Raw genomic sequence first — 24,402 nt, 5'->3', positions numbered from 1 at the left:
GCTAGGCACTCTGGAACAACTGTGCAAGGCTGATGCAGAATTCCTTCAGCCGAGAAATCCTCCCATCGGGCGAGACGGCTTGTTAAGAAGTGCCGAGCCGCCTCGTATTAAGCCATGAGGAGGACGAAACCGTTGCAAGCCATGCCCAAAGACATCTCTTCGAACCCCGCCGGCCTCGACCCGGGGGCCGCGGCGTCCCAGACGCTCCACCGAATTTTCGAGCTACACCACGAGCGCGCGGCCCATGCGGCCTATCGCGTCACCGGGAGCGCCTCGGACGCCGAGGATGCCCTGCAGACGGTCTTCCTGCGGCTGCTGGGCAAGGCGCCGCCGGGAGCCCCGGAGGATCTGGGACCCTACATGCGGCGCGCGGCGGTGAATGCCGCGCTGGACATTTTGCGCCGGCGCAAACGTCAGCGGGCGGTACCTCTGGACGACCAGCCGGCGCCGCCGGCGGATCCCCGGCCGAGTCCGCAACAACAAGGGTTGGGCAGCGAGCTGGGCTTGCAGCTGCGCCGAGCCCTGGCCACTTTGAGCCCGCGCTCGGCAGAGATTTTCGTCCTCCGATTCCTCGAAGGTTATGGCAACAAAGAGATCGCCAGCATGCTCGGCACCACCCAAAACGCCGTGGGGGTCACCCTCCACCGTGTACGGGAGCAGATGCGCCGGGAGCTGGGTGAATACGTAGGAGAGGCCTCATGAGCAACCATCACGGACTGTCCGAGCAGCGTTTGGACGAGCTTCTCGACCAGGGCATCGAAGCCCTGCGGGACGAGCGCCTGGGATCGGCGGAGCTGGAGCAGGCGGCAGCGCGGGTGCGCCGGCGCTTGTCGCGAGAGTTGGACCGCGAGCTCGCCGCCCGCCAGCCGGGAGGGGTGGCGCATGCCGAAGACGCCTCGGAAGACGCCGTCGCCCTCAGCGGCTGCGACGACTTCCAGGCGTTCATCCCCGATTATTTGCACGGCGACCTGTCGCCCTCCCGGGCACTGCTCCTGGAGGACCACGCCCGCGGCTGCATCCCCTGCCGCCGGGCTCTCCAGGCGGCGCGCTCCCGCGCTCTTGGAGAGGGCGAGGCTGCGGAGCCGCAGCCCGCGAAGCGTTCCGAGAGCCGTTCCCCCTGGCTCCGTTGGGCGGCGATGGTGGCGGTCACCGTCGGCCTCGGCTGGGCGCTGTGGGCGGTGCTGGGCATCGTTCCCCTACCCTGGGGCGAGCCGGCGGTGGTGGCGCAGCTGGACGGCCAGCTCTTCCAGCTCACCCGCGACGGCTACCTGCCGGTGAGCACCGGTCAGGAGGTTCCCTACGGCACCGTTCTGCGCACCGCCCGGGATACCGAGGCGGTGTTGCGGTTGGCGGACGGCTCGGAGCTCGAGCTCGCGCCGCGCTCCGAAATCCAGGTACAGCGCCGGCGCGCCGGCACTACCGTGCGGCTGTCCCGGGGCAACGTCATCGTCGAGGCGGCGCCCCAGGGTTCCGGCAACCTCTTCGTCGCCACCGACGACTGCCTGGTGTCGGTGACCGGCACCATCTTCGCGGTCAACCACGGCACCAAGGGCTCCCGAGTCTCGGTGGTGGAGGGCGCGGTGAAGGTCGGCTACGGCGCCCGCAACGCCGTCCTCACCGCCGGCGATCAGATCGCTACCCATCCCAGCCTGGCACCGGTGCCGGTGGCGGACGAGGTGGCCTGGAGTCGCAACGTCGATGAATACCTGGCGTTGCTGCGCGAGCTCAAGGACCTGGGCCGGGAGATCGACGACGCCCTGCCGCGGCGCGGCCTGCGTCACGCCTCGGCGTTCCTCGACCGGGTGCCCGGCGATACCGTGGTCTACGCCGGCCTGCCCAACGTCGGCGGCGATCTGCAGCAGGCGTACCAGATCATCGAGCAGCGAGTGGCCACCAGCCCGGCGCTGGCCCGCTGGTGGCAGCAGAGCCTGGGAGAGGATCATGAAGAGCTCGCCGAGGGCCTGCAGCGGTTGGCGGATGTCAGCGAGCAGCTGGGGGACGAGGTGGTGGTGGCGGTGACCGCTGTTCCCGGTGATGGCACCGGCGAAGACGACTCTCCGCGCATGCTGATCCTCGCCGAGGCCCTCGATCCCCAGGCCCTGCTCTCGATCTTCGAGGCCGAGATTCTGCAGGCTCAGGATTCGGCCCCCGGTAGCGAAATCCCGGTGGTGTTGGTGGAAGACCCGGCGGCGCTCCCCGCCGACGAGGCGGAGAGGCTGCTGGTGTGGGTCCACGACGGGCTGCTGGCGGTGGCTTCTCACCGCGACCTGCTCCTCGACCTGCAGGATGGAGCCTCGGCCTTCTCCGGAACCCAACTGCACCAGACTCTGAGCCAGGTCTACGCCGACGGCGCCGACTGGTTGGTGGCCGCCGACATGGGGGTGCTGATCCAGCGCACCGACGCGGAGGACCAGCCGGCCCTCGCCAGCGCCGGGATCCTCGATGTTGAGACCCTGGTGCTGGAGCGCCGGCGGGAGCTCAACGACCACATGCGCCACCGGGCGGTGCTCTCCTTCGGCGGCCCCCGCCAGGGCCTCGCTTCCTGGCTGGCGGCGCCGGCTCCCATGGCCTCCCTGGACTTCGTCTCGCCGGACGCTCACCTGGCGTCGGCGGCGCTGGTGAAGAATCCGGCCGCCATGCTCGAGGACGTCAGCCGCATGCTCGGCGCCCAGGGCATCGATCTCATGGAACAGCTGCAGAACCTGGAGCGGAGCCACGGCATCGACGTGATGGCGGATCTCGCCGAACCGCTGGGCGGCGAATTCGCCTTCGCCCTCGACGGGCCGCTGCTGCCGGAGCCGTCCTGGAAGCTGGTGCTGGAGGTCTACGACGCCGCCCGCCTGCAGACCACGTTGGAGCGGCTGGTGGCGGAAGCCCGCGGCATCGGCTCCGTCAACGGCGAGCCGATGATCGCGCTGACCCTCGATCAGGAGACCGTCGGTGGGCAGGTCTACTACCGGCTCCACGGCACCGCCGGTGCCACCGGCGGCTCCGACCCCCTGGATCTGCACTACGCCTACGTCGACGGCTACATGGTGGCGGCGCCCAGCCGTCCGCTCATCGAGCACGCGGTGGGGTATCGGGATAGCGGCTATACTCTGGCTTCGTCCCCACGCTTCAGCAACCTGCTTCCGTCCGACGGCCATGCCAATTTCTCGGCCCTCACTTACCAGAACCTCCAGCCCGTGCTCGGGCCCCTGGCCCAGCTGTGGAACGGCGGTACGGAGAATCTGTCGCCGGAGCAGCGCCAGACCCTCGAGGAGCTGGTGGCGGACACCCCGGCGACCCTCGCCTGCGCCTACGGTGAGGAGGACCGCATCGTGCTGGTCAGCGACACCGAGGGGGATTACCTCTCGAGCCTGCTGGGCGCCGCCGGGGCCCTCGGCCTCGATCTCTTCGCCGCCGACGCGGCGGCGCAGTCGGCGCCCACCGGTACGGCTGCGGCGAGCGCGGCAGCCTCCGGTCCCCACGCCTAAGAACATCAGCGAGAGGAGGAAACCGGCGGCGGTTGAAACACCGCCGCCGGGTGCGCGGTAATGTCTGTCATGGATTCGGTCATCGAGCTACACGACCTGCGCGTCCGCCTCGGCTCCCAGGAGGTGCTGCAGGGCCTCACCGGGGCCTTGTCGGGCCGCGCCATCGGCTTGCTGGGCCCCAACGGTGCGGGCAAGACCACCCTCATCCACACCCTCCTGGGCTTTCACGCTCCAGCTTCCGGCAGCGCCCGCATCTTCGGCCACGACGTGGTGCGGGAGCCCAAGACGGTGCGCCAGATGCTCGGCTACATGCCCGAGCGCGACGCTTTTATCGCCGGCATGACCGGCGTGCACTTCGTGCGGCTGATGGCGGAGCTCAGCGGTCTGCCCTCCCAGGCGGCATTGGAGCGAGCCCACGAGGCGATGTTCTACGTCGGCCTGGGGGAAGCCCGCTACCGCCCCATGGAGAGCTACTCCCTGGGCATGAAGCAGCGCGCCAAGCTGGCCCAAGCGCTGGTCCACGGGCCGCGGCTGCTCTTCCTCGACGAGCCCACCAACGGTCTCGATCCGCCGGCCCGGCAACGCATGCTGAGCCTGATCCGCGATCTGCGGGACGGCGGCGAGGTGCGGCTGGTGTTCTCGTCCCATCTGCTGCGGGACGTGGAGGAATGCTGCGACGAGGTGTTGATCCTGCGCCAGGGTCACATCGCCGCCTACTGCAACCTGGAGGAGGAGCGGCGCACCAACCGCAGCTTCCTCGAGCTGGAGGTCCGCGGCGACCGCGACTCCTTCGCCGCTGCTGCTGCGCGGCTGGGGGTGGAGAGCGCCCAGCACGGCCCGCGGCGGCTCAAGATGGTGCTCGCCAACGGTGTCGAGGTGCACGACCTCTATCGCATCGCCGAGGAGCAGTCGGTGCAGCTGCGGCGGCTGGTCTACAAGCGCGACTCGCTGGAGGACATCTTCTTGAAGGCCATGGAAGGAGGCGGCGATGGCGGTCTATGATCGCGGCTACAAACGCTTCGACGGGGAGCTGACCGAGCCGCTGGCGCGCTTCCTGGTGATCCCCCGCTACGCGTTTCGCACCGTCTTCGCCTCGCGCCTCTTCCTGGCGTTCTTCATCCTCAGTCTGGTGCCGCCGGTCATCGGCGCGTTGGTGATCTACCTGCGGTACAACGCGTCCTTCCTCCAGACCTTCAACCTCCAGATCGCGGATTTGCTGGTCATTGACGAGCGCTTTTTCGACGCCCTGCTTCACAGCCAGGGCTCTCTGGCCTTCTTCGTCACCCTCTTCGTGGCGCCGGCCTTGATGTCCGCAGACCTGCGCAACAACGCCCTGCCCCTCTACCTCAGCCGGCCGTTCTCGCGCCTGGAATACCTGCTCGGCAAGGCGTCGGTGCTGGTGGTGTTGCTGTCGGTGCTGACCTGGATCCCGCTGCTCGGTCTGTGGGTGCTCCAGGCCTATTTGGAGGACGGTTGGGCGGGGCGCTTCGCCTGGCTGCCCCTCAACCTGCTCGTCGCCTGCGGGCTCTTCCTGGTGCTGCTGATCCTGCTGGGGCTGGCCATCTCCGCCTGGCTGCAGCAGAAAGCCCTGGCCCGGCTCACCCTCTTCGCTTACTACTTCGTCTCCATCGCGGTGGCGGCGGTGGTCAATCTGATCTTCAGCCGCGCCATGGACACACCCTGGGGCGATCTGTTGAGCCTGCCCGCCAGCGTCGATGCGGTGTGGTCAGCGCTGCTGCGCACCTCCTCCGTCAGCGGTCTGCCGGCGTGGGCCGGCGCGCTCTCCCTGATCGCCGTCAGTGCTCTCTGCGCCCTGTTGTTGGTGCGCAAGGTGCGGGCCTATGAGGTGGTGCGATGAACGAGAACTCCAAGTCGGATCCCACCCTCGCCGACAGCTCAGCGGCGGAGGCTTCCTCCGGGGAGACGCCCACCGGCGCTCCCGTCGTCGAGCCGCCCGTGGTTGAGCCCCTGCGCAAACCACCCCGGCTGGGGGCGGAGGAGCGCTCCCAAAGCATCGTCTTCGAGAACGTCTCGCGCTTCTACGGCGAGGTCCTGGGGGTCAACCGGGTGAACCTGGTGCTGCCACCGGGGATCACCGGCCTGGTGGGGCCCAACGGTTCGGGCAAGAGCACCCTGATGAACCTGATGACCGGTTTGCTGCGACCCACCCGCGGGCGCGTGGAGCTGCTGGGCATCACCCCCGACCATCCGGAGCGGCTCTTCCACAGGGTGGGCTATTGCAGCCAGTTCGACGCCTTTCCCAAGGGCATGACCGGGCGCCAATTCCTCACCTCCTTCCTGCGCATTCACGGCCACGGCAACGCCGAGGCCCAGCGCCGGGCGGAGCGGGCTCTGGCCCGGGTGGGGCTCACCGAGGCCGGCAACCGCAAGGTGGCGGGCTATAGCAAGGGCATGCGCCAGCGCATCAAGCTCGCCAACGCCATCGCCCACGATCCGGAGATCTTGATCCTCGACGAGCCCCTCAACGGTCTCGATCCCATGGCCCGGGCGGAGGTCATCGCCCTCTTCCAGGAGCTGCGGGACGCCGGCAGCTTCCTGATCATCTCGAGCCACATCCTCCACGAGCTGGACATGGTTTCCGACCGGGTGGTGCTGCTGGATCACGGCTATGTGGTGGCGGAAGGTGAGGTGGAGGGCGTGCGGGACGAGATGGACGACCGGCCCCTACAGGTGCTGATCCGTTGCGACCGGCCGGAGGTGGTGGCCGCCGCGGTCTTCGGCGATGGCCAGGCGGTGGGGGTCCAGCTGCACCAGGACCGCGGCGGCCTGGTGGTCAGCACCCGCAACGCCGACCGGCTGCACCTGTTGCTCAACCGCATCGTGGTGGAGCAACAGGTGCAGGTCGAGGCGGTGGCGCCGGCGGACGCCGACGTGCACGCACTGTATGAGTATTTGATCGGCGAACGGGGAGGCAAGGGATGAACACCGAGGCTCACAACGCCGGCGGCACCGCGGAGGAGCTGGCGGGCATCGAGCTCGCTCCGCCCCGAGCCGCCGCCCGCTGGCAGGCTCAGCTGTGGGGCATCCTGCGGCTGGAAGTGCGCAAGAACCTGCTCGGTGCGCGGGTGATTCCGCTCCTGCTCCTGGCGGCGTTGCCGGTGGGCCTGCTGATCCTGCAGGCGGTGCTGGTACCGATGTTCGGCAACGAAGCCGCCCAACAGGTGGACGGAATCGGGCTCTTCGCCGGCCTCTACCGCGTCTACTTCCTCAAGGTGGCCATCTTCGCCAGCTGCCTGGTGGTCTTCGTCCAGCTCTTCCGCGGCGACCTCATGGACCGCAGCCTGCACTATTACTTCCTGTGCCCGGTGCGCCGCGAGCTGCTGGTGGTGGCGAAGTTCCTCGCCGGCCTTACCGCCACGGCGCTGGTGCTCTCCCTCTCCACCGCCGCCAGCTTTCTCCTCGCGGTGCTGCCCTTCTCCGGTTCCGGTCTGCCCTCCGGTGCCGTTGGCCAGCTCTTCGCCTACTCCGGCATCACGGTCCTCGCCTGCGTCGGCTACGGGGCGGTGTTCATGCTCGCCGGCCTGTTCTTCCGCAACCCGGTGATCCCGGCGTTGGCGCTCTTCGCCTGGGAGCTGCTGAATCCCTTCCTGCCGGCGCTGCTCAAGCAGGTGAGCGTCATCTACTACCTGTCCTCGTTGTTGCCGGTGAAGATCAGCGCCGGGCCCTTCGTGGTGCTTTCGGATCTGGCGTCGCCGTGGGTGGCGATCCCGGGGCTGCTGCTGGTGGCGGGGGTGGCGGTGGCGGCGGCGGCGCTGCGCATCCGGCGGATGGAGATCACCTACTCCGACGATTGAGCCGCAACGCCCGTCTGCGGTCCGGAAGGTCCTCATCCACGGATCTCCCAGGCCCCGGTTCGTTTCCCCGCCCGCAAAGCGGGTATCATGCACAACCATGAGTCGATGGTTGCGCACCCCCGCCCCTCTGTCCTTCGCAGGTATCGCCGTGCTCTGGTGCATGGCCCTGGTTCTGTTGCCGGTTTTCGTCAGCGCCCAGGGCGCTTCCTCGGACGATGCCGCCGCCCGGCGGCTGCTGGTGGAGGCTCAGCGCCTGGAACGGCGCGGTGATCTGGAGGCGGCGCTCCGGGAGTATCGCCTGCTGGTGGATCGCTTCCCCGAGTCCGAGGCTTCCGCCGAGGCCCACTACTCCCTCGCCGAGGTGCTCTACCGCCAGGGCAATGTGATCCCCGCCCGCCAGGCCATCGACGAGCTGGTGGCCCGCCGCCCGCGTTCGCCGTGGTCGGCGGCGGCCTATGTGCTCCAGGGGCGCATGCTGGCGGAGCGCCCCACCGGCCCTGGTGATCTGGAGGCGGCCCGGGCGGTGCTGCGCCGCCTGCCGCTGCTCTACGGCCGGGACAGCTATCCGGAGCTCTCCTGGCGCGCCGAAGCGCGAGTCCTGGTGGGGGAGATCAGTCTCGACCTGGGCCAGCCCGGGGATGCCGCTGCCGCCTTCATCCAGGCTCTGGAGGACGAGGTCGCCGGCCCGTGGACGGCGCGGGCGCGGCTGGGGTTGGCGAAAGTTTTGCTGGCCAACGGTGATTGGGTCGCCGCCAGCGCCGAGCTGCAGCGGGCGGCGGAGTCCGGTGTCGCTCCCGAGGCCCTGCTGGCGCGTCAGCGGTTGACCCTCCTTCATCGAGTACAGATCCGGCCCACCGCCGGGTTGCCCTCGTGGCGGCGGGCGCGCCCCCTGGCGGTGCCCGGCATCGAGTTGCGCAAACCGGTGGGCGTGGCGGCGGCTCCCGACGGCACCGTCGTGGTGGGCGATCGCGGTAGCGATACGGTGTACCGCCTGGCTCCCGATGGCTCGTTGGAAGATCGCCTGGAGCTCACCGAGCCGGGGCGCCCCTGGTGGCAGGACGGTGAGGTCTATCTGCCCTCCGGCGACGCCGTCAGCCGGCTCACGGATCGTTCTTCCCAAAGCTTCATGGCACCCCGGGGCAGGAAGATGGAGCCGGTGAAGGACCTCGCCGCCGGTCGCCGCGGCCGTCTGGGCCAGTGGTATTTGCTCGACGAGCAGAGCGACCGGGTGCTGGTCTTCATCCCCGCCGGCCGCTATCTGGCCACCCTGGCGGAGGGCGAACCGGTGGACGTCGCCCGCGATGCCCAGGGCCGCATCTACGTGCTCGACGGCAAGAGCTCTCAGGTCGAGCGCTTCAGCCCCGACGGCACTTCCCTGGGGGTGATCGTTCGCGATCTCGGGCGCAAGCCCCAGGCGTTGGACGTCGACGATCTGGGCAATCTCTACGTCCTCGACCGCGACGCCGGCCGCATCTCCATCTACCAGCCGGACGGCCAGCTGATGGCGACCCTCGGTCCCCAGCTGCCCGGAGGATTGGAGCTGCGCAATCCCCTGGACCTGGCGGTGGACGGCGCCGGCCGGGTGCTGGTGGTGGACGGCAAGTTGAGCACGTTGGTGGTCGTGGAATGAGGGGTAGAAGCGGAATGAGGATCCCGATGCACGACGACACCCACTTTTCGATGACCCTCCCAAGGCTACGAGGCGCCCGAGCTTTGGTGCTCGTCTCGACGCTGCTGCTCGCGCTGCTCGTGCTGCCGGCCGCCGTGGCGCAGATCGAGGAGCAGGACCTGCCACCGGAGAGCTACACCGAGATCGCCTACGACCGCCTCACCGCCGAAGAGCTGGCGCAGCGTTATCGGGCGGCCCAGGAGGCTTTCCGCAACGACCCCGCCGGCCCCGCCGTCCTGGAGCTCGCCAACGCTTTGGTGCGCATCCTCGAAACCCGCGTCGGCGAGGCCGAGGGCGCTCTGGCAGAGCTTCCCGACGGCGTGCCGGCGACCCCTTCGGACACGCTGGTGCGGGATCGCGCGCGGCTGGAGTCGAGCCTGCTCTTGCGCGCCCGCGCCTTGGACGCCCGGGGAGACAGCGCCGGAGCCGACCAGGACCTGGTGCGCATCCTGGCGCAAAATCCCGCTTTCGAGATGCCCTCCCAGGGCATCGACGCCAACTTCGCCAACCGCTACATCGCGCTGCGTCGTTCATCCCTCGGCCGCCTCAACCTGACGGTGACGCCGCAGGATGCCCGGGTGTTGGTGGACTCGCGGCGGGTAGACCCGTCTTCCGGAGAGCTGCCGGTGGCCGCCGGCACCCGCACCATCACCGCCAAGCGCCCCGGCTACGCCGACATCGTGATGCAGGTGGAAGTGCCCGGGGGGCGCACCGTACCGCTCAATCTGGAGCTCGAACGCAACAGCGCCATGCTGCGGCTGGTGACCCGTCCGTCGGACGTCGAGGTGCGGGTCGACGGGCAGCCGGTGGGGGTCACCCAGGGCACGCTGCCGCCGGGCTATCCGGTGCCGCCGGCGGCCTCCCGCTATCCGCGGAGCGAGCTGTCTGCGCCTTTGCGCATCGGTGACCTGACCCCCGGCGATCATCGCCTGGAGCTGAGCCGCGAAGGCTATCGCCCGTACCGGGTGTCGGTGTCGGTGCCGGAGCTGCGAGACTACGACGCCGGGGTGATGATCTTGGAGCGCGAGCGCGGCACGCTGGTGCTGCGCAGCCTGCCGCCGGGAGCGACGGTGGAGTTGGACGGCGAGGTGGTCCGGCCGCTGCCCCTGGGGGGCGGCGGTGGGCGCCTCGATCTGGCTCCTGGTGAGCATCGCCTGGTGGTTTCCGACGCCGCTGCCGGAGTCTTCGAGACTCGCGTCACCGTCGGCGATGGCGAGGAGAAAGAAGTCGCTTTGGATCTGCGGCCGGCGCTGGTGCTGGTGGGCGTCGTGGGCGGCGACGGCGTCGCCGGTGGCAAGCTGCGCACTGCCCTCGCCGAAGCCGGCTCACAGCTGGAGCGTTGGCTCTTCCTGGACCGTTCGGAGGAGAGCAGCGATTTGCTCGCTCGCCCGGAGCTTAACGCCTCGGTGCTCCGCGCCGCCACCGGCCCCGCCGCGGCGGCGGGCCGCTCGACGGTGCGTTGGGACCAGGTCCGCCAGGCCATGGAGCGGCGTTACCCGGGTTCCGTCTACGCTCTGGCGGTGCTCTCCGACGATCTGCTGGCCTCCCACGCGGACCTGTGGTTCCTCCCCGCCTCTCCGGCGCCGGCCCTTCCCGACCACCGGCGCATCCCCACCCATCGCCCGGAGGCGGTGGCGCAGGTGATCGAGGGCTTCGACCAGCCGGTGGAGCTGCAGCGTCCCTGGCTGGGCGCGCTCCTGGTAGACAGCGCCGCCGCCCAGGGTCCGGTGGTGGCTTCGGTCACCTCCGGCGGCCCCGCTGCTTCCAGCGGCCTGGCCCCCGGGGACGAGATCCTGGCACTCTCCGGTGAGACGCCGGGCACCGCTGCGGCGTTGATGGAACGCTTGGCGGAGCAGCCGGAGGGCTCGAGCCTGAGCGTGACGGTGCTCCGGGGCACGGAGACGAGAACCGTCGACCTGCGCCTGGGCATCACCCCGGCGGTGGTGCCGCTGGATTCTCCGGACTTGATCTACGCCTCCATCTCCGCCTTCCTCACCGCCCTGGCCTCCGACCCCCTGGACGGCACCGCCCCGTGGCTCATCGAGCTCAACCAGGCGGCGGTCTATCTCCACGGCCGGGACTACGAAGAGGCGGTGAAGGTGTTGCGGGGCATCGAGGCTCCCACGGGCTCCGGGCTCGGTCAGGGGACGGTCGACTATTGGCTAGCCGTAGCTCTCCGCGCCCTCGGGCCCGACTACGCCGCCCAAGCCCAAGGCGCCCTCCAACGCGCCGCCGCCCAAGAAGGCGCCCGCCTCTTCCACAACGACGGCCCCCGCGTTGCGCCCCGTGCCCGGGCGCAGCTGAGCGGTGGGGGCTGATTTTCCTCCTTTTTCCCTTTTTCATTCTTGGTTCACCAGGGGGCCTCCGCCCCCGCGTTGCCGGGCCCTAATTGAGCTTTGCCCGACTTGCTGAAATTCCTTCACCTCACGCTCCTTCGTTCAGCAGGGGGCCGATGAACCCGTGGGCGTGGGCCGTCGGGTTCTGCGGTGGGCGAAGACGCCCATCCTCGAAACCCGCAGCCCACTCATACCGGAAGTGGTTGATCCAGCTTTGGGGTGCTAGCGACCGGGAGTGGAGTCGCTAGCTGAGGTGAAGGGGCGGGGGTCTCAAGCTTGGGCTTTACAACAGTTTGCGGCGATGAGGGGGGGTGCCGTTATACTGGTTGGGGCTCGCGTCCGCGAGCAGACCCACGGGAGATCTGAATGACGAAATCTTTGCGCGCCATGCTCGCCGGCCTGATCGATTATGCCGGCCTTTTTCCACCGGCCCAGCTGCCCATGCAGCCATCGGTGGACAACTACGCCGCCTACCGCGGTGGAGAGGACGCGTGGATGTTGGGGCGCTTTGTCGTGCCCCTGGCGCGGCTGGAAGAGCTCGAGCAGGCGGTTGAGGAAAGCTCTTCTGCGGACGGGGAAGAGCCCTGGCCGCTGAGCGTCCTGGCGCCGCCGGATGCGGCGGCCGCCGAGGCGTTGATGAGATTCGACCAGCGCCGGGACGAGACCGGCCTGACCGTCTCCTCCCTCGAAATTCGGGTGGCGAGCCCGGAGGAGGTGGAGAGGGCTCTGCAGCTCATGCCCGAAGAGTGGGAGCTCTTCTTCGAGGCCGCCGCCGGCGAAGAGTTCCAGCCCATCGTGGAGGCGTTGGCGGGGACCCGGGGGCGAGCCAAGATCCGCACCGGAGGCGTCACCGCCGAGGCCTTCCCGCGGCCGGCGGAGGTTCAGGCCTTCTTTGCAGCCTGCCGCGCCGCCGGCATCCCCTTCAAGGCCACCGCCGGCCTGCACCATCCGATCTGCGGCCGCTACCGGCTGACCTACGAAGACGATAGCCCCTGCGCCACCATGTACGGCTTCGCCAACCTCTTCCTGGCCGCGGCTCTGCTCCACGCCGGCACGCTGGCGCCGGAGGACGTCTCGCGCCTGCTGGTGGAATGCGACTCTATGGCCTTCTGCTTCGACGATGAAGGTGCCCAATGGCACGACGCCCGGATCACCACCGCCCAGCTCGTCGAGGCGCGCCAAAGCTTCTGCCGTTCCTACGGCTCGTGCTCTTTTACCGAACCGATCGACGACTTGCGAGGACTGACCTGGCTATGAACCATACTGCCGACCATACCCACAATCCGCTGCTGCACAGCTGGGTGGAATCCGCCAACCAGCCCGAGACGGATTTTCCCATCCAGAACCTGCCCTTCGGCGTCTTCGTTCCCCCCGGCGCAAGCGAGGGTCGGGTGGGCGTTGCCATCGGTGACCAGGTGCTCGATCTACGGGCCTGCAGCGAGGCCGGGTTGTTCAAATTGCTCGATGCCGCGGAGGCTTGCCGAGCCCATCGCCTCAACGACCTCATGGCCCTCACCGCCGATCAGCGGAAGGCCCTGCGGGGGCGGCTGGTGGAGCTTCTGAAGCACGACGCCGAAGGCGAGCATCGGGAGCTCGCCGAGAAGGCGCTCTTCGATCAGGACGCCGTGCGCATGCTCATGCCCGCCCGGGTCGGCGACTACACCGACTTCTATGCCTCCGTGCACCATGCCACCAACGTTGGTTCCATGTTCCGGCCCGACAACCCGCTGTTGCCCAACTACAAGCACATCCCCATCGGCTATCACGGGCGTGCCTCGTCGCTCTTGGTCAGCGGCACGCCGGTGCGCCGGCCCGAGGGGCAGCTCAAGGGAGAGGAGGGCCCGGGCTTCGGTTCCTCCAAGCTCCTCGACTACGAGATGGAAGTGGGAATCTTCATCGGCCCTGGCAATGCGCTGGGGGAGAGCGTGAGCCTCGATGAGGCGGAGGACCACTTGGTGGGCTTGTGTCTGGTCAACGATTGGTCCGCCCGCGACATCCAGGCCTGGGAGTATCAGCCCCTGGGGCCCTTCCTGGCCAAGAGCTTCGCCACCTCCGTTTCTCCTTGGGTGGTCACCGCCGAGGCGCTGGCGCCCTTCCGGGTGCCGGCCTTCCAGCGGCCCGGGGACGACCCCAGCCCTCTGGAGTATTTGCACAGCGACGCGAACCAGCGCTACGGCGGCTTCGACCTGCAGGTGGAGGTGTGGCTCCAGACCGAGGCCATGCGCAAGGCCGGCCACGACCCGGTGCGCCTCTCCCACGGCTTCTTCAAAGATCTCTACTGGACCCCGGCGCAGATGATCACCCACCACACCAGCAACGGTTGCGACCTGCACCCCGGCGACCTGCTGGCCAGCGGCACCGTCTCCGGCCCCGAGCGGCACAACCGCGGCTGTCTGCTGGAGCTCACCTGGCGCGGTGCCGAGCCGCTGGAGTTGCCCGGCGGCGAGACGCGCAAATTCCTCGAGGACGGCGACGAGGTGATCCTGCGCGGCTACTGCGAGCGCGACGATTACGTCCGCATCGGCTTCGGCGAATGCCGGGGCCAAATCATCGGGCGATGACCTGGACGATGAGCAGAGCGGGTCGCTGAGGAGACGCTCGTATGGTCGACAACCCCAATACCAGCGGACCCTCCGCCGGCCCGCCGGCCTCCGAGCCGGAGCCGGTGTGGCGGCCGTCGCCGGAGCGCGTCGCCGCCTCCAACCTGGTGGACTTCATGGCCTGCCTGGAGCGCCAGGGCCTGGCCCGGGTAGGGGATTACGATGCCCTCTACCAGTGGTCCGTGGCCGAGCCCGAGAGCTTCTGGCCGGCGGTGTGGGACTACTGCCAAGTGGTGGCCAGCCACCGATGGGAGCGGGTGCTGGACGACCCGGCCAAGATGCCCGGCGCCCGCTGGTTCGATGGCGCGCGGCTGAGCTTCGCCGAGAACCTGCTGCGCTTCGACGACGACCACCCGGCGCTGGTCTCCTGGACCGAGGCTGGCCCCCAGCGGCGCCTGACCTATCGGGAGCTGCGTCGAGAAGTGGCCCGGGTGGCGGTCTCCCTGGCGGCCCTGGGGGTGGAGCCGGGAGACCGGGTAGCGGGCTTTTTGCCCAATTTGCCGGAAGCGATCATCGCCATGCTCGCCGCCTCCAGCCTGGGGGCGGTGTGGTCCTCCTGCTCGCCGGACTTCGGCATCGACGGCGTGCTGGACCGCTTCGGCCAGATCGAGCCCAAGGTGCTCTTCGCCGCCGACGGCTACGTCTGGTCGGGCAAGGAGATCGACGTCCTACCGCGAGTGCGGGCGGTGGTGGAGAAGTTGCCGTCACTGGTGGTGGTGGTGATGGTGCCCCATCTGAGGGAGTCCTCGGATCTCGCTAGTGACCTAGAAAGTCTTTCTCTCGAAGGCTCCTCGTCTCTCGGGGGTTCCTCCGGCGGCGTCTGCCTATACCAAGACTTCCTCGCCGACGAGGCCGCCCTCGATGATCAGAATCCTCTGAGCTTCGCCCAGTTGCCCTTCGATCACCCGCTCTACATCCTCTACTCCTCCGGCACCACGGGGCTGCCCAAATGCATGGTCCACGGCGCCGGGGGGACCCTGCTCCAGCACCTCAAGGAATTGGTGCTGCACACCGATCTGCGCCGCGAGGACAAGATCTTCTACTACACTACCTGCGGGTGGATGATGTGGAATTGGCTGGTCAGCAGCCTGGCGGTGGGGGCGACGGTGCTGCTCTATGACGGCTCGCCGCTGCCCGCCGAGCGCAAGGCAATCCTCTTCGACCTGGCTCAGGAGGAGGGGATGACGGTCTTCGGCACCAGTGCCAAATTCCTGGCCTTGGCGGAGAAGGAGGGGCTGAAACCGTCGGAGACTCACGACCTGGGGCCCCTGCGCACCATCCTCTCCACCGGCTCGCCGCTGGCGCCGGAGAGCTACGATTACGTCTACCGGGAGGTCGCCCCGGACGTCTGTCTGGCCTCCATCTCCGGCGGCACCGACCTGGTTTCCTGCTTCGCTTTGGGCAATCCCACCGGGCCGGTCTACCGCGGCGAGCTCCAGGTGCGCGGCCTGGGCATGGCGGTGCAGGTCTTCGATCCCGACGGCGAGCCGCTGGTGGGAGAAAAAGGTGAGCTGGTGTGCACCCAGGCCTTCCCCTCCATGCCGGTGGCGTTCTGGAATGATCCCGACGGCGAGCGCTACCGCAGCGCCTACTTCGATTTTTATCCCGGCATCTGGCGCCACGGCGATTGGGTGGAGCTGACACCCCGGGGCGGGCTGATCATCTACGGCCGCTCCGACGCCACCCTCAACCCCGGCGGAGTGCGCATCGGCACCGCGGAAATCTACCGTCAGGTGGAGGCCCTGGACGAGGTCCTCGAGAGCCTGGTGGTGGGGCAGCGCTGGCAGGGGGACGTACGTATCGTCCTCTTCGTCCGCCTGCGGCCGGGACATGAGCTGGACGACGAGCTCCGAGAGCGCATCCGTCGTCACATCCGGGCCAACGCCACGCCGCGCCACGTGCCGGCGAAGATCCTGGCGGTGGCCGACATTCCGCGCACCATCAGCGGCAAGATTTCCGAGCTGGCGGTACGCAACGTGATCCACGGCGAGCCGGTGAAGAATACCGACGCTCTCGCCAACCCGCAGGCCCTGGAGCTCTTCCGGGACCTGCCCGAGCTGAAGGACTAAATCACCGCTGACGGTGGCGGCCGAGCTGCGACGGATCTGGGATTCTGGATCCGCGTCTTGGTACAATCACCTGTCAGCCATTCGCACGCGTTCTGCCGGGGGCCGGCCAACCGCTGTTTCGTTCGACTCCGCCGCGGGCCCCGCGGATGGGGATACAACCAGGAGGTCTACGATGAACGACAACCCCCTAGGACTCAAGAAGATCCATCACGTCGAATTCTGGGTAGGAAACGCCAAGCAGGCGGGTTTCTACTACCGGCAGGTCTTCGGCTTTTCCCAGCTCGGCTACGCCGGCCTGGAAACCGGAATTCGCCACGACACCTCCTATGCGTTGCGCCAGAACGACGCCACCTTCGTGTTCAGCTCGCCGTTGAAGCCCGAGAGCCCGATGAACGCATTCATCGCCAAGCACGGGGACGGTGTGCGCGACATCGCCTTCCAGGTGGAGGACGCCGACCACGCCTATCGCGAGGCCCTCAAGCGCGGCGCCGAGACCGCCATCGAGCCCTACGATCTCAAGGACGAGCACGGAGTGGTGCGCCGCGCCGCCATCAAAACCTATGGCGACACCATCCATTCGCTGCTCTCGTTCGAAAACTATGACGGCCCGTTCCTGCCCGGCTTCGAGCTGCGGCCGATCCCCGCGGAGTCCGTGGGCATCCGCCGCGTCGACCACATCGTCGGCAATGTCGAGCTGGGCAAGATGCAGTATTGGGCCGATTGGTACAGCCGGGTGCTGGGCTTCGAGCGCTACATCACCTTCGACGACAAGGACATCTCCACGGAATACAGCGCTCTGATGAGCATCGTGATGTCCGACAATGATTACGCGATCAAATTTCCCATCAACGAGCCCGCGGCGGGCAAGAAGAAGAGTCAGATCGACGAATATCTGGAGTACAACGGTGGCCCCGGGGTGCAGCACGTGGCGTTGCTCACCGACGACATCCTGCAGACCGTCGGCGAGCTGCGCGACCGCGGGGTCGAGTTCCTCAACGTGCCCGATACCTACTACGAGGACCTGCCCAGCCGCGTCGGCGAGATCGACGAGGAGTCGGATGCGGTGCGCCGTTTGGGGATCCTGGTGGATCGGGACGAAGAAGGGTATCTGCTGCAGCTGTTCACCAAGCCGGTGGAAGACCGCCCGACGGTGTTCTTCGAGTTCATTCAGCGCAAGGGCAGCCGCGGCTTCGGCAAGGGCAACTTCAAGGCTTTGTTCGAGGCCATCGAGCGCGAGCAGAGCGTGCGCGGCAATCTGTGAGCCGGCGCCGCCCCGCCCCAGCCGCCAAACCTCTTCGACCCTTCGTCGCTGATCGAGCCGCCGAGAAAGGAGCCATCTAATGCCCATCTATCATCGCCTGGGAAAGATCCCCAGGAAGCGACACGCCATTTTCCGCCAACCCGACGGCAGTCTCTATCCGGAGCAGCTGATGGGGAACAAGGGCTTCGTCGGCATCTCCTCGTTGCTCTATCACCTGCGGCCGCCGACCCAGGTGAAGAAGGTGGAGACCCTCAAGTCCGTCGCCTTGGAGAAGGCGGGGGATCCGCCCCTCCGCCATCGTCATTTCCGCGGTCACCGCCTCGATCTCGGCGGCAGCGCCGTGCTCGACCGGGTGCCGCTGATGTTCAACCGCGACCTGGCGTCGTATTTGGTGGCCCCGGACCGCGAGGACGATTTCTTCTATCGCAACTCTCAGGGCGACGAGGTGGTCTATGTCGCCGAGGGCGAGGGCGTGCTGGAATCCCAATTCGGCGACCTGCCCTTCCAGCCCGGCGACTACCTGGTGATCCCGCGCAACATCACCCACCGCTATCGCTATGCCGAAGGCGCGGTGCGGCTGCTGATTCTGGAGAGTGCCGGCTATATCCGGGTGCCCAAGCGCTATCGCAACGAGCACGGCCAGCTGACCGAGGATTCGCCCTTCAGCGAGCGCGATCTGCGCCTGCCCCAGGAGCTCCAGGTCCACGACGAGACCGGTGAGTTCCAGGTGGTGGTCAAGCAATACGATTCGCTGACCTCCATGACCCTCGCCCATCATCCTTTCGACGTGGTGGGGTGGGACGGCTATTACTATCCGTGGGCCCTCAACATCCACGACTTCGAGCCGCGGGTGGGCCGGTTCCATCTGCCGCCCCCGATCCATCAGACCTTCGAGGGCGATGGTTTCGTGATCTGCTCGTTCTGCCCCCGGCCCTACGACTTCGATCCCGAGGCGGTGCCGGCGCCCTACAACCACTCCAACGTCATGTCCGACGAAGTGCTCTACTATGCCTCCTCGGAGTTCATGAGCCGCAAGGGCATCGAGTACGGATCCCTCACCCTGCACCCCGACGGCTTGCCCCACGGCCCCCATCCGGGCCGCGCCGAGGCCTCCATCGGCCAGAAGGGCACCGACGAGCTGGCGGTGATGTTCGACACCTTCCGGCCGCTGCACGTGGCCAAGCCGCTGCTGGCGGTGGAGGATGAGACGTACGTCACCAGCTGGCTCGAGTAGCCAGCCGCTGCCCATCGCACGCCATCTCGCCGCGTGCTCCTCGTCTCGGCTTGTGCGGCGTACCGTGGGTACGCCTCCGCGCCTCGCTCCTGCGCTGCGACGATCTGACGCACGCTGAACAGCGGCTTGGCTTCGGTGCTGGTTGGTAGAGAGTCAGCGGGTCCCGTCGAGCCAGGTGTCGGGGGCGGGGAGGATTTGGCGCAGATAGTGGGAGACACCGCGGCTGCGCACCCAATCCCGGGGGTAGCCCAAAGAGACCTCCTCGAAGCGCACGCCGTCGCGGAAGTGGGTGCCCTTGATGTGCAGGTGGCCGTAGATCACCGCCGCCACCGGGAAGCGGCGGTGCCAGTCCTCCGACTCCCGGGTCCCGCACCAGATGGAAAAGCGCGGAATACGCCGCAGCCGTACCAGATCCTGGCGTAGAGGCCAGTGGCTGATCAGGATCAGGTGGGCACCGTCGGTGGCTGCCTGGGCCAGCCGCTCGCTGGTGTAGCGCACCCGCGCCGCACACCAGGCGGGGCGGGAAGGAAAGGGGTCGGGGTGGAGCAGGATCTCGTCACCGCACAGGACCCCCGACTCCGCCGCCCAATCCACCGCCTCGTCCGCCGCCACCTCCGGCGGCCGGAAGCTGTAGTCATAGAGCAGGAAGAGGGGCGCGATGCGGTAGGAGCGTCCGTCCTCCGTCACCCCTGGCCAGCGGGCGTAGGGATCCTCCGGAGTGAGCACGCCGAAGCTGCGGCAGATGTCCACCAGCCGGCGGTACTTCTCTTCCCCTCGGAGCGGCGACGGATCGTGGTGCAGGGACCACAGGTCGTGGTTTCCCGGCACCCACACCAACTGCCGGAAGCGCGAGCTGAGCTCCGAGAGGGCGAAGCGCAGCTGGCCTTCCGTTTCCCCCACGTCGCCGGCGATGATCAGCCAGTCCTCCGGAAAGGCGGGCATCTCCGTGAGCGCTTCGCGGTTGGAGCGGTTGGCGATGTGCAGATCGCTGATGGCCCAGAGCTTCATGGACAACCGGCGGCCTTCAATGGACGATCTCCGGGATCAGGGGCTCCTCCGGCGGCTCGTCCTGGTCGGAGCCATCGCCCGCCGCTTCCTCCTCCGAGCCGTCCGGCGGGAAGAGCAACGCTTGGACCACCGACTCCTCAGGGCTCTCGGCCTCTTCGTCATAGTGGAACTCGGTGAGGGGATGGCGCAGGGGCTCGACGGTGAGATCCGGATGCACCAGCGCGCCGCCGCCGCTGGGGATACCCAAGCCCCGCACCGTCTCGCGGATCTTGGGCAGGGCGGTGTGCATGCGCGGCCACTCCGGCTCGTCGTGGACGTCGATGAGGTAGGGCACCAGCTTGAAGGTCTCGAAGCTGCCCACCGGCTGGCCGTCCTTCTCCTTGAGGCCGTAGAGTCCCAGCTGCACCGCGCCGGCGGAGACGCCAATGAGCAGAGCGCCGCCGTAGTAGCACTCGATGATCTTCTGGGTGACGCCGTTGTCCTGCATGGTCTTCCAGCCCCGCTGAGCGTCCCCCCCGGCGAGCAGAATCAGGTGCGCCGACTCCAGGAAATCCAGGTCCTCCTCGCTGGGCTCGGAGGGGATCATGCGGCAATCATCGATGCCCGCGCCTTCCATGGCTCCCTGGAAGAGCATGTAGAACTCCGGGCGGTCCTCGTTGGAGGCGCCTAAATAGGCGGCCCGGGGGCGGTCCTCCTCGATCAGGTCGCGGATCCGGCCGAGAAAGAGCTCGCCGTCCTGTCGCCAAAAGAGCAGCTGGCTGTCGGCTAGCAGTAGAATTGGTTTGATGGGTGTTTCCACGTCAGATGTCCTCCTGAGGCTCGTCGCCGTAGGCCCTTTTTCCGGGGCTGTCGAAGCCTCGCCGACGGATGAAATGGCTGTCGCCGGTGGGCCCATTGTATGCGCGGGGGCTCGAACGGGGCCAAATCCGGAGGCTCCACCTACCCCTAGACGCAAGCCCTGTTCGACCGTGTGCAACCCCGCGCAATCGTTTGATATAATTATGGTTTGGAGGGAGTGTCAAACCTATGTCTGAATTGCACGTAAGGCTTAAACTTGACGGAACCCAACTGGAGCTCCTCGAGGGAGACATCACCGAGCTCGAGTTGGAGGCCATCGTCAACCCTGCCAACGAGAATCTACAGCTCGGGAGCGGTGTCGCCGGCGCGATCCTGGAAAAGGGCGGAGAGGCGATCCAGGAAGAGTGCAACCGTATCGGCCAGACCCCGGTGGGTACCGCCGTGATGACGGGAGCCGGCGAGCTCAAAGCTCAGCAAGTGATCCACGCCGTCGGCCCCCAGATGGGCGAAGGAGACGAGGACCGCAAGCTGGCATCGGCGGTGCGCTCGGCCCTGGCTCTGGCGGACCGCAATGGTCTCAAATCCATCGCCATCCCCGCCATCTCCACCGGCGTTTTCGGCTTCCCCATGGACCGCTGCGCCCGCATCCTGCTCACCGAGGTCCACCGCTACCTACAGGGTGGTACCAAGCTGGAGAAGGTGGTGGTTTGTCTCCACGGTGAGGAGGCCTTCGGCATCTTCCGCCGCGAGCTCCGGCGCGGTTTCCGCTGATTGACGCTCGATAACCGAATCTTCCTCCAACCTCCCTCGGGTGCCGACGGGCTGCGCCTGGCGCCGGTCGGTTCCCTCGGGAGCGCTCACGCGACCAAGTAGGCGGTGGCGCGGATTTGCAGCCGCGCCCGATTCTCGAAGCCGCTACCCGCCAGCGTGAACGCGGTGCGGGTCGCCAGCACCGGCAATACGATCCAACCGTCAAAACTATCGCCGCCACCGTAAGGGGCCACGACCGGCTCGATCTCGGCGAGCTTCACCCAATGCTCGTGATCCGGGTCGAAGCAGGCTCGCAGCTCGACATAGGCGCGGTCCAGGTCGATGGCTCGGCGCGACGACGGGTGCCAGAGCGAGAAAACGAAGCGCATCTCGTCGTAGCTTTCCGTGGTGAAAAAGGTCTCCTCCCCGCTGCGCAAGGGGAAGGCGAAGCTGCCTCCAGCGTCGGTGGCGTGAATCTCCGGAGTTTCCTCGAAGAGGATCTGCCGCGGGCGCACGGGTGCGGGCTGTCGTGGCTGACTCATCGTGGGTCTTTCCTTTGTTGGGTGAGCCGCAGGTTGCGGAGCGGAGACATCGCGGGCCTCGATGGCCGGGCTCTCGCGCATTCGGTGGTCCGCGTTCTCGGCGCCGAGGGCGGCCGGGTGCGCCGGAGCTCGTTCGCGGCGCGAAAAATGGAGTCTATCATCGCTCATCGCGCTACCATGGAGGTGTTGGTGGCCTTTCTTGACAGCCCGATTCGACCGGCGGTAGCTTCGGTCGAATTCATCCACCGAGGACTTCCCCCGAGGAGACCATGCCCAAGTCCAAGATGCGCTCGTACCTGATCTTCACCGGCACCGGACCGATTCTGGTGCTCTCTACCTATCCCAAGCTCACCGATGAGCGGTTGGTCCAGAAGCTTCGGTACAAGGGAATCGACAAATTCATCGCCTACACCGTCGACCTCGACGCCGTGGAAGCTCGCTACCCGGAAGCCTACGAGAATATTGCCGCGGACCTCTCCGGTACCGAGGACATCCGCGTTCTGGATTTCAACGGCCACCAGATCATGGCCAACTTCTCGGTGGACGCGTTGGGTGATCCGATCAAATACGGCGGTTGACGGCCTCTCGCCGGCCGCCGCCGCGGTCTCCCCGAGGATAGCCCGCGGATAGTGCGCCCCTCGGTGGAGGTCCCTGATGGAGCCCCCTGATGGAGCCTGAAGTCTCGGTCGTCATACCGACCTACAACCGCATCGACGTGCTGCCGGAAGTGCTGGCGGCGCTGGAAGCGCAGGAGGGTGCGCCGCCCTTCGAGGTGTTGGTGGTGAACGACGGCTCCACCGACGGTACCGCCGACTGGCTCGATCAGCGTCGCTTCACCCTGCCGGCCGAGGTCCTGCACCAACCCAACGCCGGCCCGGCGCGAGCCCGCAACCGCGGCGTCGCCGCCGCCCGCGGGCCCTGGGTGGCCTTTCTTGGGGACGACACCGTCCCTTCCCCGGGATGGCTGGCGGCCCATCGTGAGGCCCATCGGCGCCATGGAGACTCGCCGGAGCTGGCGGTCATCGGCTACACCCGCTGGCATCAGCGCATGCGCCTCACCCCGTTTCTCGACTACATCAACGAATACGGCCTGCAATTCGGTTATGCGTTGATCGAGGACCCCGACGACGTTCCGTTCAACTTCTTCTACACCTCTAACCTCTCGCTGCATCGCCAACGGCTGCTCGACGAGCCCTTCGACGAGGGCTTCCCCTACGCCGCTTGGGAGGATATCGAGGCCGCCTATCGCCTGCGGCGCGGGGGTTTGCGGCTGATCTACGAAGCCTCTGCGGTGGTTTGCCACGACCACCCGACGGATCTTGCGCGCTTCGCCCAGCGACAGGAGAAGGCGGGCTACTCGGCGGTGGTTTTCTATCTGCGGCACCCGGAGATGGCGAGCTTCTTGGGCCTCGGGCCGGAGGGGCCGCCGCCGCCTCTCAACCGCTGGGTTCAGGGGCTTCGCGGCGGCCTGGCCCGGACCTTGCAAAATACTCCTGTGAAGATGCCGGCTCTATGGCAAGAATGGTTGCGCGGCCAGTACATTTTGGGCCTTCACCGCGGATGGCATCACGAGGTGGAAGCCCGACGGTCGAGCACCGAAGGAGGTTGAAGATGAGACTACAGATGATGAAGCGATGGCCCCTGGTCGCCGGATTGCTGGCTGGGGCCCTGATGATCCTGGCGGATGTCCCCGTGGCTTCCGCCGACACGCCACAGCGCGGCCAGAGCGCTCGGGTTCAGGGGGGTTCCTCGGGAGGCTCTTCCAGCGGTTCTTCCAGCGTCTCCCGAGGCTCCAGCCGCAGCTCGAGCTCGGGCTCTGTGAGCCGCTCTTCCGGCGGCCGTAGCTCGGCCCGCTCGACGCCCCAGACGCGGCCCAGCCGCCGGGGCGACAGCCGGCCTTCCGCCCGAGTGCGGAATCCGGGCAACTACGAGGGCTCGTCCTCGGCATCCGACTACTCGCGCCGGGACCGTGACAGCCGCAGATACCGCGACCATCGCGACCGCCATGGCTATTACGGTGGTCACTACCGCAACTACTCCTATTGGGGCAGCCACCACTACTATCCCTATTGGAGCTCCCGCTTCTATTGGGGCTGGGGTCCGTATTGGTGGGGTGGCTACTACGGTCCGCCGGTGCGGGTTTACTACTCCGCCGCCGACGGCCTGGGCGCCTTGGACTTCGATGTCCGGCCCGAAAAAGCAGAGGTCTTCCTCAACGGTCAGCGCATCGGCGTCGCCGACAACTTCGACGGCTTCCCGACCTATTTGTGGCTGGAGGAAGGCACCTACGACGTGGTCATCTACCGGGAGGGCTACGAGACCATCGCCCGCCAGTACAGCATCGTGCCCGGCGTGGTCATCGACATCGAGGACCGCATGGTCCCCGGTGAAGCCATCAAGCCAGAGGAGCTGCCGGCTTCCTCCACGGTCAACCGCGACCGCCGCGCGCAACGGGAGCAGGAGCGACAGGACGCTCTGGCCCGAGAGGACGAGGAGTGGCGGGAGCGAGCCCGGGCCTACCGCGAGCGGCGGGACGCCCCCGCCGACAGCCGGGACGCCCGCGCCGAGCCCAGCCGCCTCTATCTGACGGTGGAGCCCGGGGACGCCTCGGTCTACCTGGACGGTCGCGTCCTGGGCACCGGGGATGAGCTGAGCCGCCTTCACGCCGGCTTGCTGGTGGACGCCGGTGAGCACGAGCTGGAGGTGGTGCACCCGGACTACGAGACTCAGACCATCGTTTTCGAGGTCGAGGAGGCGGGGGAAGAGACCCTCGACGTAGAGCTCGAGCCGGAAGACTGACTCTCGCCCCTTCGAGCCTCCTGCGGAAAGGCAAACGACCGGCGA

The 24,402-nt window shown here is 67.6% G+C and carries 20 protein-coding genes; 17 read left to right on the top strand and 3 right to left on the bottom strand.

Annotated features, from left to right (window positions below; genetic code table 11):
• Positions 1-141: 141 nt before the first annotated feature.
• The 13 genes from SX243_00180 to SX243_00120 all read left to right on the top strand — a co-directional run bounded on the left by SX243_00180 (position 142) and on the right by SX243_00120 (position 18,460).
• Positions 142-702, top strand: a complete 561-nt coding sequence (locus SX243_00180; GenBank protein MDY7091364.1) for an RNA polymerase sigma factor — start codon at positions 142-144, stop codon at positions 700-702.
• Entirely contained in the window at positions 699-3,476 is a 2,778-nt protein-coding gene (locus SX243_00175) for a FecR domain-containing protein (GenBank protein MDY7091363.1), read from the top strand. The genes SX243_00180 and SX243_00175 overlap by 4 nt, the downstream gene beginning before the upstream one ends.
• A 69-nt stretch (positions 3,477-3,545) precedes the next feature.
• Positions 3,546-4,478 carry an ABC transporter ATP-binding protein gene (locus tag SX243_00170; GenBank protein ID MDY7091362.1) on the top strand — a complete coding sequence of 311 codons (933 nt, stop codon included), beginning with the start codon at positions 3,546-3,548 and terminating at the stop codon, positions 4,476-4,478.
• Entirely contained in the window at positions 4,465-5,334 is an 870-nt protein-coding gene (locus tag SX243_00165) for a hypothetical protein (GenBank protein MDY7091361.1), read from the top strand. Before SX243_00170 ends, SX243_00165 begins: the two co-directional genes overlap by 14 nt.
• Positions 5,331-6,419 carry an ABC transporter ATP-binding protein gene (locus tag SX243_00160; GenBank protein ID MDY7091360.1) on the top strand — a complete coding sequence of 363 codons (1,089 nt, stop codon included), beginning with the start codon at positions 5,331-5,333 and terminating at the stop codon, positions 6,417-6,419. The genes SX243_00165 and SX243_00160 overlap by 4 nt, the downstream gene beginning before the upstream one ends.
• Entirely contained in the window at positions 6,416-7,291 is an 876-nt protein-coding gene (locus SX243_00155; protein ID MDY7091359.1) for a hypothetical protein, read from the top strand. The genes SX243_00160 and SX243_00155 overlap by 4 nt, the downstream gene beginning before the upstream one ends.
• Before the next feature lie 109 nt (positions 7,292-7,400).
• Positions 7,401-8,921, top strand: a complete 1,521-nt coding sequence (locus tag SX243_00150) for a tetratricopeptide repeat protein (GenBank protein MDY7091358.1) — start codon at positions 7,401-7,403, stop codon at positions 8,919-8,921.
• A gap of 26 nt (positions 8,922-8,947) precedes the next feature.
• Complete coding sequence (locus tag SX243_00145; GenBank protein MDY7091357.1) at positions 8,948-11,278, top strand: PEGA domain-containing protein; 2,331 nt, start codon at positions 8,948-8,950, stop codon at positions 11,276-11,278.
• A gap of 384 nt (positions 11,279-11,662) precedes the next feature.
• Entirely contained in the window at positions 11,663-12,553 is an 891-nt protein-coding gene (locus tag SX243_00140) for a hypothetical protein (GenBank protein ID MDY7091356.1), read from the top strand.
• Positions 12,550-13,857, top strand: coding sequence for a fumarylacetoacetase (gene fahA, locus SX243_00135; protein ID MDY7091355.1), 1,308 nt, complete (start codon positions 12,550-12,552; stop codon positions 13,855-13,857). Before SX243_00140 ends, fahA begins: the two co-directional genes overlap by 4 nt.
• Positions 13,858-13,898: 41 nt before the next feature.
• Positions 13,899-15,965 carry an acetoacetate--CoA ligase gene (locus SX243_00130; protein ID MDY7091354.1) on the top strand — a complete coding sequence of 689 codons (2,067 nt, stop codon included), beginning with the start codon at positions 13,899-13,901 and terminating at the stop codon, positions 15,963-15,965.
• Positions 15,966-16,137: 172 nt separating this feature from the next.
• Positions 16,138-17,226: a 4-hydroxyphenylpyruvate dioxygenase gene (hppD, locus tag SX243_00125; protein MDY7091353.1), complete on the top strand. Its 1,089-nt coding sequence runs from the start codon at positions 16,138-16,140 to the stop codon at positions 17,224-17,226.
• A gap of 79 nt (positions 17,227-17,305) precedes the next feature.
• Complete coding sequence (locus SX243_00120; protein ID MDY7091352.1) at positions 17,306-18,460, top strand: homogentisate 1,2-dioxygenase; 1,155 nt, start codon at positions 17,306-17,308, stop codon at positions 18,458-18,460.
• A 153-nt stretch (positions 18,461-18,613) separates the two neighbouring features.
• On the opposite strand, the gene SX243_00115 is transcribed toward SX243_00120, so the two are convergent.
• Positions 18,614-19,468: a metallophosphoesterase gene (locus tag SX243_00115; protein ID MDY7091351.1), complete on the bottom strand. Its 855-nt coding sequence runs from the start codon at positions 19,466-19,468 to the stop codon at positions 18,614-18,616.
• A 16-nt stretch (positions 19,469-19,484) separates the two neighbouring features.
• On the bottom strand, positions 19,485-20,267 hold the full coding sequence (locus SX243_00110; GenBank protein ID MDY7091350.1) for a Type 1 glutamine amidotransferase-like domain-containing protein: 783 nt from the start codon (positions 20,265-20,267) through the stop codon (positions 19,485-19,487).
• A 227-nt stretch (positions 20,268-20,494) separates the two neighbouring features.
• Here SX243_00110 and SX243_00105 point away from each other — a divergent pair, with 227 nt between their 5' ends.
• Positions 20,495-21,037 carry a macro domain-containing protein gene (locus SX243_00105; protein MDY7091349.1) on the top strand — a complete coding sequence of 181 codons (543 nt, stop codon included), beginning with the start codon at positions 20,495-20,497 and terminating at the stop codon, positions 21,035-21,037.
• Between the two features lie 86 nt (positions 21,038-21,123).
• Here SX243_00105 and SX243_00100 read toward each other — a convergent pair whose 3' ends face one another.
• A complete protein-coding gene (locus SX243_00100; GenBank protein MDY7091348.1) occupies positions 21,124-21,558 on the bottom strand; it encodes a hypothetical protein in 435 nt (144 codons plus the stop codon).
• 269 nt (positions 21,559-21,827) lie between these two features.
• Between SX243_00100 and SX243_00095 the strand changes: the two genes are divergently transcribed.
• From SX243_00095 to SX243_00085, 3 genes are all read left to right on the top strand, one after another.
• Entirely contained in the window at positions 21,828-22,136 is a 309-nt protein-coding gene (locus tag SX243_00095) for a hypothetical protein (protein MDY7091347.1), read from the top strand.
• 89 nt (positions 22,137-22,225) lie between these two features.
• The gene (locus SX243_00090; GenBank protein MDY7091346.1) at positions 22,226-23,167 is read left to right on the top strand and encodes a glycosyltransferase family A protein; all 942 of its coding nucleotides are present in this window, start codon (positions 22,226-22,228) and stop codon (positions 23,165-23,167) included.
• Positions 23,168-23,169: 2 nt separating this feature from the next.
• Positions 23,170-24,357 (top strand): PEGA domain-containing protein, encoded by a 1,188-nt coding sequence (locus SX243_00085; GenBank protein ID MDY7091345.1) that lies wholly within the window; start codon positions 23,170-23,172, stop codon positions 24,355-24,357.
• Positions 24,358-24,402 lie beyond the last annotated feature (45 nt).

It is taken from the genome of Acidobacteriota bacterium (genome assembly GCA_034211275.1).
In the GTDB taxonomy this organism is placed as follows: Bacteria; Acidobacteriota; Thermoanaerobaculia; order Multivoradales; family JAHZIX01; genus JAGQSE01.
The sequence above is the reverse complement of the archived record's forward strand: the minus strand, read 5'-3'. Positions and strand labels throughout refer to the sequence as shown.

What these genes read in the sequence shown, in the direction of transcription:
- SX243_00140 (MDY7091356.1), top strand. Translation starts at nt 11,663, where the DNA reads ATGACGAAATCTTTGCGCGCCATGCTCGCCGGCCTGATCGATTATGCC.
- SX243_00145 (MDY7091357.1), top strand. Translation starts at nt 8,948, where the DNA reads ATGCACGACGACACCCACTTTTCGATGACCCTCCCAAGGCTACGAGGC.
- SX243_00120 (MDY7091352.1), top strand. Translation starts at nt 17,306, where the DNA reads ATGCCCATCTATCATCGCCTGGGAAAGATCCCCAGGAAGCGACACGCC.
- SX243_00170 (MDY7091362.1), top strand. Translation starts at nt 3,546, where the DNA reads ATGGATTCGGTCATCGAGCTACACGACCTGCGCGTCCGCCTCGGCTCC.
- SX243_00130 (MDY7091354.1), top strand. Translation starts at nt 13,899, where the DNA reads ATGGTCGACAACCCCAATACCAGCGGACCCTCCGCCGGCCCGCCGGCC.
- SX243_00085 (MDY7091345.1), top strand. Translation starts at nt 23,170, where the DNA reads ATGAGACTACAGATGATGAAGCGATGGCCCCTGGTCGCCGGATTGCTG.
- hppD (MDY7091353.1), top strand. Translation starts at nt 16,138, where the DNA reads ATGAACGACAACCCCCTAGGACTCAAGAAGATCCATCACGTCGAATTC.
- SX243_00155 (MDY7091359.1), top strand. Translation starts at nt 6,416, where the DNA reads ATGAACACCGAGGCTCACAACGCCGGCGGCACCGCGGAGGAGCTGGCG.
- SX243_00180 (MDY7091364.1), top strand. Translation starts at nt 142, where the DNA reads ATGCCCAAAGACATCTCTTCGAACCCCGCCGGCCTCGACCCGGGGGCC.
- SX243_00095 (MDY7091347.1), top strand. Translation starts at nt 21,828, where the DNA reads ATGCCCAAGTCCAAGATGCGCTCGTACCTGATCTTCACCGGCACCGGA.
- SX243_00100 (MDY7091348.1), bottom strand. Translation starts at nt 21,558, where the DNA reads ATGAGTCAGCCACGACAGCCCGCACCCGTGCGCCCGCGGCAGATCCTC.
- SX243_00105 (MDY7091349.1), top strand. Translation starts at nt 20,495, where the DNA reads ATGTCTGAATTGCACGTAAGGCTTAAACTTGACGGAACCCAACTGGAG.
- SX243_00090 (MDY7091346.1), top strand. Translation starts at nt 22,226, where the DNA reads ATGGAGCCTGAAGTCTCGGTCGTCATACCGACCTACAACCGCATCGAC.
- SX243_00160 (MDY7091360.1), top strand. Translation starts at nt 5,331, where the DNA reads ATGAACGAGAACTCCAAGTCGGATCCCACCCTCGCCGACAGCTCAGCG.
- fahA (MDY7091355.1), top strand. Translation starts at nt 12,550, where the DNA reads ATGAACCATACTGCCGACCATACCCACAATCCGCTGCTGCACAGCTGG.
- SX243_00175 (MDY7091363.1), top strand. Translation starts at nt 699, where the DNA reads ATGAGCAACCATCACGGACTGTCCGAGCAGCGTTTGGACGAGCTTCTC.
- SX243_00115 (MDY7091351.1), bottom strand. Translation starts at nt 19,468, where the DNA reads ATGAAGCTCTGGGCCATCAGCGATCTGCACATCGCCAACCGCTCCAAC.
- SX243_00165 (MDY7091361.1), top strand. Translation starts at nt 4,465, where the DNA reads ATGGCGGTCTATGATCGCGGCTACAAACGCTTCGACGGGGAGCTGACC.